The organism is Modestobacter sp. URMC 112 (assembly GCF_053502575.1).
The window spans coordinates 4,425,067-4,436,052 of the sequence record NZ_CP199957.1 but is presented as its reverse complement, the minus strand read 5'-3'; the positions used below and the strand labels follow the sequence as shown (position 1 = coordinate 4,436,052).

At 73.6% G+C, this 10,986-nt stretch carries 10 protein-coding genes; 7 read left to right on the top strand and 3 right to left on the bottom strand.

Going from position 1 to position 10,986, the window contains the following annotated elements; all coding sequences use genetic code 11:
- The first annotated feature begins 1 nt into the window (after position 1).
- Genes ACWIX6_RS21105 through ACWIX6_RS21095 form a run of 3 tightly spaced genes read left to right on the top strand, consistent with a single transcriptional unit; the run spans position 2 to position 4,058 of the window.
- Positions 2-1,384, top strand: coding sequence for a lipopolysaccharide biosynthesis protein (locus ACWIX6_RS21105; protein WP_448614401.1), 1,383 nt, complete (start codon positions 2-4; stop codon positions 1,382-1,384).
- 32 nt (positions 1,385-1,416) lie between these two features.
- Positions 1,417-2,484, top strand: a complete 1,068-nt coding sequence (wecB, locus tag ACWIX6_RS21100) for a non-hydrolyzing UDP-N-acetylglucosamine 2-epimerase (protein ID WP_448614400.1) — start codon at positions 1,417-1,419, stop codon at positions 2,482-2,484.
- Positions 2,481-4,058 (top strand): hypothetical protein, encoded by a 1,578-nt coding sequence (locus ACWIX6_RS21095; protein ID WP_448614399.1) that lies wholly within the window; start codon positions 2,481-2,483, stop codon positions 4,056-4,058. The genes wecB and ACWIX6_RS21095 overlap by 4 nt, the downstream gene beginning before the upstream one ends.
- On the opposite strand, the gene ACWIX6_RS21090 is transcribed toward ACWIX6_RS21095, so the two are convergent.
- Both ACWIX6_RS21090 and ACWIX6_RS21085 read right to left on the bottom strand, forming a co-directional pair.
- A complete protein-coding gene (locus ACWIX6_RS21090; RefSeq protein ID WP_448614398.1) occupies positions 4,041-5,081 on the bottom strand; it encodes an NlpC/P60 family protein in 1,041 nt (346 codons plus the stop codon). The genes ACWIX6_RS21095 and ACWIX6_RS21090 overlap by 18 nt on opposite strands.
- Before the next feature lie 182 nt (positions 5,082-5,263).
- Entirely contained in the window at positions 5,264-6,109 is an 846-nt protein-coding gene (locus tag ACWIX6_RS21085) for a hypothetical protein (RefSeq protein WP_448614397.1), read from the bottom strand.
- A gap of 109 nt (positions 6,110-6,218) precedes the next feature.
- Here ACWIX6_RS21085 and ACWIX6_RS21080 point away from each other — a divergent pair, with 109 nt between their 5' ends.
- Genes ACWIX6_RS21080 through ACWIX6_RS21065 form a run of 4 tightly spaced genes read left to right on the top strand, consistent with a single transcriptional unit; the run spans position 6,219 to position 9,597 of the window.
- A complete protein-coding gene (locus ACWIX6_RS21080) occupies positions 6,219-6,362 on the top strand; it encodes a hypothetical protein (protein WP_448614396.1) in 144 nt (47 codons plus the stop codon).
- Positions 6,334-7,212 carry a hypothetical protein gene (locus tag ACWIX6_RS21075; protein WP_448614395.1) on the top strand — a complete coding sequence of 293 codons (879 nt, stop codon included), beginning with the start codon at positions 6,334-6,336 and terminating at the stop codon, positions 7,210-7,212. The genes ACWIX6_RS21080 and ACWIX6_RS21075 overlap by 29 nt, the downstream gene beginning before the upstream one ends.
- Positions 7,209-8,588 (top strand): poly-gamma-glutamate synthase PgsB, encoded by a 1,380-nt coding sequence (pgsB, locus tag ACWIX6_RS21070; protein ID WP_448614394.1) that lies wholly within the window; start codon positions 7,209-7,211, stop codon positions 8,586-8,588. The genes ACWIX6_RS21075 and pgsB overlap by 4 nt, the downstream gene beginning before the upstream one ends.
- Positions 8,581-9,597, top strand: a complete 1,017-nt coding sequence (locus tag ACWIX6_RS21065) for a poly-gamma-glutamate biosynthesis protein PgsC/CapC (protein ID WP_448614393.1) — start codon at positions 8,581-8,583, stop codon at positions 9,595-9,597. Before pgsB ends, ACWIX6_RS21065 begins: the two co-directional genes overlap by 8 nt.
- Here the strand turns inward: ACWIX6_RS21065 and ACWIX6_RS21060 are convergent.
- A complete protein-coding gene (locus tag ACWIX6_RS21060; RefSeq protein ID WP_448614392.1) occupies positions 9,584-10,852 on the bottom strand; it encodes a GAF domain-containing protein in 1,269 nt (422 codons plus the stop codon). The two genes, ACWIX6_RS21065 and ACWIX6_RS21060, sit on opposite strands and share 14 nt — an antisense overlap.
- Positions 10,853-10,986: the final 134 nt, after the last annotated feature.

Below are 10,986 nucleotides of genomic sequence, written 5' to 3'. Positions count from 1 at the left end.
CATGGACCGCTCGCAGCCGGACCTGGCGGACGGGGTCGCCGCACCCGCCGCCCCGGTGACCGCCGTCCCCGTTCCCGACGCGGTCGAGAGCACCCGGTCCCGGGTGGGGCGGCTGCTCGGCAGCGGGACGACGGTGATGCTCGCCGGCACGGTGGTGGCCACCGTGGGCGCCTACCTCTTCCAGCTGCTCGGTGGACGGGTGCTGGGGCCCGCCGCCTTCGCGCCGGTCACCGTGCTGTGGTCGGTCCAGTTCCTGGTCATGACCGTGGTCATGGTCCCGGTCGAGCAGCTGGTCATCCGGCGGATGGAGCTCACCGGGGGCCGGTCGTCCGGGCTGCGGGACGGCGTCGTCGTGCTGGGTGCGCTGCTGCTGGGGACCACCGTGTGCGTCGTGTCGGCGATGGCGGTCCTCGGCGGCGGGGCCTACGCGCTCATGGCCGGGCTCCTGGTGGCCGGCTACACCGTCTTCGCCGCCGCCCGCGGCCACCTGGCCGGCCGCCACCGGTACCGGGACTACGGGATCGCCACCGCCGCCGAGGCGGTGGGGCGGCTGCTGCTCGCGGCGGCCGTGCTGCTGGTGACCAGGGACGGCCTCGGGCTGGCCGCGGCCATGGTCCTCGCGCCGCTGTGCGTGCTCGTGGCCCGGCCGTTCGTCCGCGCCGCCCGTGCCGAGCAGGCCGGCGACGACCGCGACGGCGACGACGGACCGGCCGGGGACGTGCTGGTGGGGAGCGCGGGTCGGTTCCTCCTCCCGCTCGTGCTGGCCAACGGCGCGGCGCAGACGGTCCTCGGTGGCGGCCCGATCGTGGTCGCCGCGATCGGCGCCGGCCCGCTCGTCGTCAGCGCCGTCTTCGTCACCTTCACGCTCTTCCGCGGCCCGCTCTGGATCATCCAGAGCGTCCTGGCCCGCGTGCTGCCGCCCTTCACCGCCCTCGCCCTCCGCGGCGAGCACGCCACCCTGCGGCGCTGGGCGCTCCGGCTGGCGGCGATGGGAGCCGTCCTCGGGACGCTGGCCGGCCCGGTCGGCTGGTGGCTGGGCCCCGGCCTGGTGGGGACGCTGTTCGGCGCCCAGTTCACCCCGTCCGCGCCGCTCGCGGCGCTCGTGGCCGCGGGCACGGCGCTGGCGGCGACGACGGCGCTCTCCGCGCAGGTCCTGGTCGCCGTGGGCGCGACCTGGCGCGTCGCGCTGGCCTGGACGGTCGCGCTGGTGGTCGCCGCCCTGGCGCTCGTGCCGGCCGGCCCGCCCGACGTCCGGGTCGCGCTGGCGTTCCTCGCCGGAGAGGTCACTGCCCTCGTCGTCATGACCGTGCTCGCGGTGACCCCGCTCGGTCGGCCGCCGTCCCCGCCGGACCACCCGGCGACGGACCCGGGGGCGCGACGGTGACCCGCCGGCCGGAGCCGGGCAGTGTCGCGGTCGTGCTGGGCACCCGCCCGGAGATCATCAAGCTCGCCGAGCTGATCCGGCTGCTCGGACCGGCGGCCCGGGTCGTCTACACGGGTCAGCACTACGACGACCGGCTCGGGCCGGCCTTCTTCCGCGAGCTGGAGCTGCCGCCCCCGCACGTCGAGCTCTCCGTCGGCGGCATCCCCCGCGGTCAGCAGATCGGCACCGCCGTCTCCGCCCTGGACGTCCACTTCGCCGAGCAGCCGCCCACCGCCGTGGTGGTGCAGGGGGACACCAACTCGGCCGTGGCGGGCGCGCTGTCCGCCAACGCCCGCGACATCCCCCTCGTCCACGTGGAAGCGGGGCTGCGCAGCTACGACCGGGCCATGCCCGAGGAGCACAACCGGGTCACCGCCGACCACCTCGCGGACCTGTGCTGCACGCCCACCGAGGTCACCCGGGACAACCTGGCCCGGGAGGGCATCGTCGGCGACCGGGTCGCCGTCACCGGCAACACCGTGGTCGAGGCCCTGCTGCGGCTGGTCCCGGCACCGCCGGAGCGACGGCGGCTGCTGGACCGGTTGCACCTGGTGCCTGCCGGCTTCGTGCTGGCCACCCTGCACCGACCCGAGAACGTCGACGACCCGCACCGCCTGGAGGTGCTGCTGCGGGAGCTCGCCGGGCTGCCGCTGCCGGTCTTCCTCCCGCTGCACCCCCGGACAGCGGCCCGCATCGACGCCTTCGGGCTCGGGGGACTGCTCGAGGGCATGACCGTCGTCGAGCCGCTGGCCTACGGCGACTTCCTCGCCCTCGCCGGCGAGTGCGCCTTCCTGGTGTCGGACTCGGGAGGCGTGCAGGAGGAGGTGAGCGTCGTGAAGCGGCCGGTCATCGTGGTGCGCAACTCGACCGAACGCCCCGAGGTGCTGGGCACCTTCGCGCGGTTGGTGCGGCCGGGGGAGTCGATCGCCGGGCACGCCGAGGAGTGGTGTGCCCGGCTCCCCGCGCTGCACGCGGAGCTGGCCCGCACGGCCAGTCCCTACGGCGACGGCTCCGCCTCGAAGCGGTGCGTCGAGGCACTCGCCGGCCTGGTGGCCCGGTGAGGCCGCAGGGGGACACGGCGCGGGCCACCGCTCCGCCCGCCCGCGGGGACGGGACGGCGGGCAGGTCCGACGGCGGCCCAGCACCGGCCGGCCCGCTCCGCCGGACGCTGCGGCGGGCGGGAACCGCGCTCCGGGTGGCCGAGGACCGGTTGCCGGTGCTGCTGTGGGCGCTGGGCGCCGTCCTGCTGCTCACCGTGGTCTGCACCTCTGTCGTGCTGCCGCTCACGCGCTCGCGGATGGCGCTGGCGAGCGCGGGCCTGATCGACGGACTCCCCGTGTGGTCCTGGCTGGCCGGTCTGCCCTGGCCGGTGCCGGAGGGCATGGCGCTCGCCGTGGCCCTGCCCGCCGTCGCGGGGTGCGCCTTCGCCGCCTACGCGCTGGCCGTCGTGGCCTGCTGGGACCGGCCGAGCACCCGGGGGGCCCTGGTCGCGGTGCTGGTGTCGGCGGTGGCCTTCCTGGCCGTGTCGGCCTTCGCGCTGCCCACCCAGAGCAGCGACATGGTCGACTACCTGCTCTCCGGCCGGGTCGCCGCGGAGTACGGGGCCAGCCCCTACGAGGTCGCGCCCGACGCCTTCCCGGACGACCCGCTGCTGCCGTACGCCAGCGGCACCTACACCGCCGACGCCGAGCAGAAACCACCGATCTGGATCGCCGGGGCGGTCGCCGTGGCAGCCGTCGCCGGGGACGACCCGGCCACCGCCGTCCTGGTCGTCCGGCTGGCGTTCCTCGCCGTGACCCTGGTCAACACGGCCCTGGTCGCCGCCGTGCTGCAGCGCTGGCGGCCCCGCCACCTGCTGGCCGGAGTGGTCCTCTACGCGTGGAGCCCGGTGGTCGCCCTGCACGGGCAGGCCAAGTTCGACACGCTCATGGCCACCTTCGTGCTCCTCGCCGCGCTGCTCCTGGTGACCGGACGCCGGTGGGCCGTTCTGCCGCTGCTCTGGGCGTCGGTGCTGGTCAAGGTGCTGACGCTGCCGCTTCTCGGGGCGTTCGTCCTCGCCGAGGCCGCCGCCCGGAGGTGGCGCCGGCTCGTGGTCGGCACCGCGCTCGTCGCCGTCCTCACCCTGGTGGCGTACGCGCCCTTCGGCGGGCGGGTGACGCTCCTCGTCCAGCACCTGGGCTTCGTGGAGCGGGGCGGCTCGTCACTGCCCGGGATGGCCGGCCTGGTGGTGGCCGGGGTGGTGGCCGGCGTCGTGGCCTGGGTCGGGATCCGGAGCAGGGACGACACCGAGCGCATGCTGCAGGGCTGGGCCCTCGTGTCGCTGGGCGTCGTCCTGCTCACGCCCATCGGCTGGGCGTGGTACCTGATCACGCCCCTGGCCGTGGTCAGCCTGAGCGGGGAGCGCCGGCGGACCGCCGCCGTGATCGGGCTGTCCGGCCTTGCCTACGCGACCGACCTCTGGACCCGCAGCTCGGGCGCGCTGTCGACCCTGCCGGAGGTCAGCGTCTCGCGGGCCGCGGTCTACTCGCTCGCCCTCGTGGCCATGGGGCTGGTCGCGATCGTGCTGGTGGGGGCACAGCGCCGCCGGCTCGGGCGGGCGGACCGTGCCCCCACCGGTTCAGAGGCGACGCGCTGAGCGGAACGACGTGGCGTACAGGCCGGTACCCGACAGGGTCGACCGGCCACGGATGTCCCCCATGGTGGGGCCGTCGGCCGACTTGCGGCTCGAGAGGAACCGGGGAGCGCCGGCGGAGTCCAGGCCGAGGTGGATGCCTACGTGGTCCACGAGCGTCCCGTCGTCGGCGCTGGCGTCGAAGAACACCAGGTCCCCGGCCTGCAAGGTGGCCGACGACGTGGGTCGGGTACCGGTGTTCGGGATGACCATGACGCCGGGTGCCGAGGCGTTCATCTGCACGGCGCGACGAGGGAGGCCGATCCCGTCCGACTGCAGCGTCATGGGCAGCCCCGCCCGGTAGCCGAACACGGTGCGGACGTAGCCGGAGCAGTCCATGGCCCCGTGCTGCGGGACCTCGGGCTCGTCGACCTGAGTGCCGTAGGTCCACGGCACGCCGAGGTAGTCGTTGAAGTCCGAACCCTCCTCCCGGGTGCCGTCGGCGAGGAGCGGCCCGTAGGACGCGTCACCCGCGAACCGGAGTCCCGAGGCGTCGGTCCGGGCCGGTGCTCCCGTCACGTACTGCGTGGCCAGTGCCAGGACGTCGTCGCTGGAGTCCGACAGGCGGGCGGACAACCAGTTCCAGTCGACGGTCCCCGGGAACGGCTGCGCCAGCAGACGCACCCAGGCAGTGGTGGTCACCGTGGCCGTGGTCGTCGACTCGACGAACGTCCGTTGCGGCCCACGGAGCAGCACGCTGCGCGAGCCGACGGTGAACGTCGCTACCGGCCCGCGCTCGTCGTGGACGACGACCCGGGCGGGGTCGGTCAGTCGCTCCTCCCGGAAGGTACCGGTGGTGGTCGGGCTGGTCGTGGTGCTGGCGGTGGGCGTCGTGGGCTTCTTGGCCCCGGCCTCCGCCAGCTCCGCGCCGGGGAGAGCCGTCGCTGCCCCGTCCAGCACCACCTGGGCCCCGAGCACCATGCCCAGCGACAACGTCGTCGCCAGCAGCCGCCGCTTCAGCGGTGCGCCTCGTTCGATCGTGCTCATCAGCTGATCCCCGCTCCTGGCGCCGGTGGCGCCGGCCATCGACCCGTCGGGAGCGGATCGGTGCGGGGGCGCGGGGGATTGAGGGCGGGCGGGGGTGGTCCACCCGTTCGGAGGACAACAGTGCACCCGGGTGGGGGAGCTCCCGGGAGTCCCCGCATCCCTGAGTGGACGACTTCAAGGGGTCAGCGGGCCAGGACCCGCTCCAAGACCTCGACCAGCCGGGCCCGGTCGACGCCCTCCTCGCGCAAGGTGGACGCCAGCTCGAGGTGCACGAAGACGGCGCCGACGCCCCGCGCGTGCGCGGCCTGGACGTTCCGCGAGCCGGCCAGGGCCGCGCAGCGCTTGCCGTCGTAGACGCAGGTGTCGAAGCCGGTGCCCTCGAGCGCCTCGGCCAACTCCTCCACCAGGGGGCCGGCGGGGGCCCGGGCGCTGGACAGCACGACCTCGGCGGAGCCCTCGTGCCGGGACTCGTCGAACCCGTGCACCTGCAGGACGACGGTCCCCGGGCCGACTACGGCGCGGTCCACGGCGGCGAAGGCGCTGTCCGGCCGGTGCGCGACGTCGGCCGTTCCCTCCCCCGCCGTGCGGTGCGCGCCGGCCACCAGCAGCGCGTCCGCGGAGAGGGCGGTGAAGAGCTGGGAGCCGAGCTGTTCGGTCCGGCGGTCCGCGCGAGGGTGGGGTACCTCGACCACCAGCCCGGCGGGTGCCCCCACCCCTGGTCGGGCGGCGTAGACGCCCAGCCCGCGGACCGTTCCGCTCTCCAGGTCCTCGGTGAGCAGCCGCACCGTCCGGCCGTCGGCGTCCACCGCCTCCTGGACCGCGGTGCCCGCGGGGGCCGACACGTCCTCGGTCCCGCTCAGCACTGCCAGTAGCGCACCGGCGAGCTCGTGGGCCTCGAGCGGGTCGGGGGCACGGTAGGTCGCGGAGTCCCGCCCCGGACCTGCGTCCAGGGTCTGCTCGACGGCTTCGCGAAGACCGACGGGGCCGGCGCACGCCGAGAGGGACAGCACCACCACGGTGGCCACCATCGCGCACCGGGGGTGGGACCGCCGCGTCACCGGCGGGTAGCTGTCAGCATCGCGCGCCTACCTGGGCGGGCATCGAATGGAACTGGTCCGACAGGGTAGAGGAGGCGCGGTGTCCGACGTGTTGACGTGGCCCGAGCCCTTCTTCCGGGGACTGGCGGGGGCGATCGCCTTCATCGTCCTCTTCGTCGCGGCGCGCTGGCGGTGGAAGGGGCGGGGACGCGGCGATGAGCAAGCTGATGTCGGGCTGGACTGAGCAGCACGCCCTGGTGGCCCTGGCCCTGGTCGTCGCCGTACTCGGTGGGGCGGTCGCCGCGGTGGAACCGGGCCCCCACTCGCTGGTGGGCGTCGGCGCCGTCGTCGCAACAGCGCTGGGTGCACTCTTCTTCGACGCCTTCGGCGGTCTGGTCGTCGGCCTGCTGGCTGCGGCAGCCGTCGTGGGGAGCCGGCAGCTCGCCGACCGGTGGACGGCGGAGTCGTTCGCTGTGGCGCTCACCCTGGTCGTCACCCTGGTGACCCTCGGGTGGCTCGTCGGGATGGTCGGCGCGGGCATCCACCGCAGGCGCGGCCGGGGGGACGGCGGTGAGGGCGCCGCCTCCCCGGCCTACGGCTCCCTGGGGCTGTTGACACCCGAGGTCGCGGCGGTCCGCCTCGAGGAGGAGGTCGCCCGGGCCCGCCGTCACCACCGGCCGCTCACCGCCGTCGTGATCCGGGTGTCGGTGACCGAGCAGACACTCGACCCCGCGACGCGCGGTGCGGCACAACGCGCCGTGGCCCGGCTGGTGGAGACGCTGCTCCGTGACACGGACGTGCCCTTCGCCCTCGGTCCGGGCGAGCTCGGGGCCATCCTCCCCGAGACGGATGCTACGACGGCCTGGGACGTCGTGGGTGACGTCCTCGATGCGGCGACGAAGGCGGCGTTCACCGTGCGTGAGCAGGACGAGCGACGGGCGCTGGTCGACTGCGCCGAGCTGCACGCAGGACTTGCTTCCCTGAGCGACGACCTGGCCGAGCCCGGCCCGCTCCTCGAGGCTGCGCGGCGAGCCGCCGGAGCTGACGAGCTGCAGTCGTCCCGTGCACACGCCGCACCGGAGGAGGCGGCGTGACCGCTGGACTCGTCAGCCTGGCCTTCCTAGTCGCAGTCGGGTTGGCCCTCATGGCCTACTGGCGGGTGTCCGTCTCCGGGCACCAGGCCCGGCTCGACCAGTTGGACGTCCGGGTGCACGTCAACGGCATCCGCGGCAAGTCGACGGTCACCCGGCTGGTGGCCGGCGTGCTCCGGGAGGGCGGCTACGTCACCGTGGCCAAGACGACCGGCAGCGCGGCCCGGGTGATCGAGCGCCGGGGCGAGGAGACGCCCATCTTCCGCCGGGGCGCGGCCACCATCAACGAGCAGATCGACGTCGTCTCCCGCCACGTCGACCCGGAGGTAGAGGCGCTGGTCATCGAGTGCATGGCCGTGCGCCCGCTGTACCAGCAGTACTCCCAGGACTACATGGTGCGCTCGGACATCACCGTGATCACGAACGTCCGCGAGGACCACCAGGAGGAGATGGGGGAGACGCTCGAGAAGATCGCCGACTCGCTGGCGCTGACCACTCCCCGGAACGGCATCCTGATCACCGCCGAGGACCGTCCCCACCTCAGGGATCGGCTCCGCGAGCGGGCCGAGCAGCGGGGGAGCCGACTGGTGTACGCCGACCCGCGGTCCGTCGGGGACGAGGACATGCGCGGGTTCGACTACCTGCAGTTCCGGGAGAACGTCGCCATCGGCCTGACCATCGCGCGGATGCTGGGCATCCGCCGTCAGGTCGCACTGCAGGGGATGTGGAAGTCCGTCCCCGACGTCGGCGTCGTCCGCCTGCGCTGGTACGACGTCCAGGGCAAGCGCGTCCTCTGGGTGCCCATGTTCGCGGCCAACGACCGCGAGAGCGTGGTCCTCACCTTCGAGACGCTGCAGGCCCAGTTCCCACCGGGAGCCCCGGTCGTCGGGATCCTGAACAACCGTCGCGACCGGGGTCGCCGGGCCGAGCTGTTCGCCCAGATGGTGCCCACAGACCTGTCGTCCTACCTGGACCACGTCGTCACCTTCGGTGCCTATGAGGAGCAGGTCAGCCGCACCATCGCTGAGCTGGGCTACCCGGCTGAGCGGGTCCACCTGCTCGGTGAGACGGTGCAGCCCAGCCTCGACCAGATCCTCTCGACCATCGCCGGGCTCATCGACGGCCCGGAGGGCGTGCTCGTCGGCATGGTGAACATCCACACGGACCAGGCCGAACTGTTGATCGAGCACTTCGAGCACCTGCAGGGCGACGACCACCGCAGCGAGCTGGAGGAGTCCCGGCTGCCCGCCCGGATGCCGGCGGGCACCACGCGCATCCGGCGCGCACGTGCGCACCACCGGCGCGCGCGAGCCGACGTGGCGGACGGCCCCGGACCCGACAGAGGCACGCACGGGGCGGAGCAACCCGGGAGTGCATGAGTACTTCTTCCGGCCCGAGGTCGTCCGCGTCGCCCTCGTTGTCGGGGTCATCATCAGCATGTTGTTCTACGAGCGCGTGCAGCTCACCACCGGCGGTGCCATCGTGCCGGCCTACCTGGCTCTCCACCTGGCGCAACCGCTGTTCATCGTTACGACCATCGTCGCCGGGTGTCTCACCTACCTCCTCGTGAGCGTGGTGCTGGCACGTCGGGTGATCCTCTACGGTCGCCGCAAGTTCGAGGTCGAGATGCTGGTCGGGCTGACGATCGTCATGGTCCTCACCCTCATCGCCGGTCAGCTCGCCACCGTGGACCCGGTGCTGCTGGGGCTGGCGGGCATCGGGTACCTGGTGCCGGGCATCCTCGCCCACGACATGGCACGCCAACGGCCCGGGCGGACGGTCATGGCCGTCCTGGGGACGACCGCGATCCTCGGCGTGTTCGTCTTCGTCTACACATCCTTGCTCGAGATCGCGCCCTTGGAGCCAGGTGAGACGGCCGGGCTCGCGTCGGTGACGGGCTTCCCACGGGAACTGCTGATCGTCGCCGCGGCAGTCAGCGTGGGCATCGGCATGCTGGTGTTCGCCCGGCTCGGGCTGCGGTCCGGCGGGTTCATCTCCGGCGCGTACGTCGCCCTGGTCGCCCCCCGGTGGCTGGACCTCGTCTTCGCCGTCGTGGTCGCCGTCGCGACCTGGTTCGTGGTGACCCACCTCCTGATGCCGCGTCTGCTGCTCTTCGGGCGACGGAAGCTCAGCACCATGGTGCTGATCGGGGCGATCCTCGGCTGGTCGGCCGAACTGGCCGTGGTCGCCTGGACTGGCGGCGACTACGTCCCCTGGCGCGGCCTCACCATCATCACGATCATGGTGCCGGCCCTGCTCGCCAACGACGCCCAACGGCAGGGCTGGGAGAAGACCGCCTGGGGTGCCACCCTCACCGCGCTGGGAACGTTCTCCGTCATGAACCTCGCCGCTGCCGCACTCACCGCGGCGGGCTTCACGACGAGCTGACGACCTCGGGTGCGCCGTCCAGCTGCCAGCTCGCCTCGAGGCGCAGCTCCCCGTCGCGCGAGCACTGGCCCCGGACGGATCCGGTCTCGGCGGTGACCGTGCCGCGGACGACGCGGATGGCCGCACGCTCCTCCCGGTCACGGGCCGACCCGGCCGCGCAGCTGACCTGCTGGAAGCGCGAGACGATCCGGGCGAGCTCGGACGTGGGCACACGACAGTCGTCCGCCCGCACCGTCAGCGTCCCCACGCCCGTGCCCCCGCGTCCCGACGCGCCATGGGCTCCGCCCGCAGTGGGGCCGGCGAGCTGGAGGACCACCGGCGCAGTGCCCCGGGAGTGGTGCAGGGCCGTCACGATCACGTGCGTGAAGGACCGTTCGAGGTCCAGACCGTCGCAGCGCACGAGGAGTGGCGCGTTCCCGAGGTCGAGCCGGATGGTGTCGCTGCCGGTGGCCGCGCGAGCACTGCGGACCGAGTTCGAGGCGATGGCCCGGAGGTCGACGTGGCCGGGGTCCGTCCTCACCTGGTGCGCCGGTTCGGAGGAGGCCGCCTCGAGTTCGCCGGTCAGCGACAGCACGGGCTCCATGCGGGAGCGGGTCAGCGCGGAGTAGCGCTGCAACCGGGGCTCGTCGTGCTCGTCGGCGATGGCCACCAGGCTGGCAACGGCGTCGGCGAGCAGTGGCACCTGCTGGGCCATCTGGTGGACGACTCGCCGGAGGCGCTCCCCTTGAGCCAGGGTGAGTCGCTGTTCCACCTCCTGGGCGGCCAGCGCGGTCAGGTCCTCCAACAGGGACAGCCGGGCCGTGTCCCATGAGCGGGGACTTCCGTCGACCACGCACAACGTGCCGAAGACGTGTCCGCGGCCGGTGCGCAGGGGCACGCCGGCGTATGCACCGATCTCGCCCCGGCGCACCGGCGGCAGGTTCTGGACCAGGCGGTCCTCGGAACCGTCCGGGATCACCAGCACGTCATCCGTGGCGATGGCGAACTGGCACATCGAGTCGCTGAGGGGCGTCACCCGGGAGGTGTCGGCAGGAGCGTCGTGGCGCACCATGCCGGGGAGGTGCTGCTGATCCGGCGTGACCAGGGTGACGAAGGCGCGCGGGGCGTCGAGCAGCGCGGAGGCCAGTCGTGCCAGCCTGTCCATGGTGGGGTCGCCACCGGACTGCAGCCCGGAGTCCCGCAGGGCGGCCAGCCGCTCAGGATCCGAGAGAGCGGGCAGGACCACGTCGACGGTCGAGTTCATGGCGACGCTCATCGGGGATCGACTCCTGGTTTCCGGTACCGACTGTGTCGGAGGGGGGACGACCAGCCCGCCGCGAAGCGGTCAGGTCGACGAGTGTTCGAGAGCTCGGGTGCGGCGGTTCAACGGCCGGCCGACGGCTACGGCGG

Excerpts from the sequence above, each read along its gene's own strand:
- ACWIX6_RS21090 (WP_448614398.1), bottom strand. The coding sequence starts at position 5,081 with ATGAGCACGATCGAACGAGGCGCACCGCTGAAGCGGCGGCTGCTGGCG.
- ACWIX6_RS21060 (WP_448614392.1), bottom strand. The coding sequence starts at position 10,852 with ATGAGCGTCGCCATGAACTCGACCGTCGACGTGGTCCTGCCCGCTCTC.
- ACWIX6_RS21105 (WP_448614401.1), top strand. The coding sequence starts at position 2 with ATGGACCGCTCGCAGCCGGACCTGGCGGACGGGGTCGCCGCACCCGCC.
- ACWIX6_RS21085 (WP_448614397.1), bottom strand. The coding sequence starts at position 6,109 with ATGGTGGCCACCGTGGTGGTGCTGTCCCTCTCGGCGTGCGCCGGCCCC.
- ACWIX6_RS21075 (WP_448614395.1), top strand. The coding sequence starts at position 6,334 with ATGAGCAAGCTGATGTCGGGCTGGACTGAGCAGCACGCCCTGGTGGCC.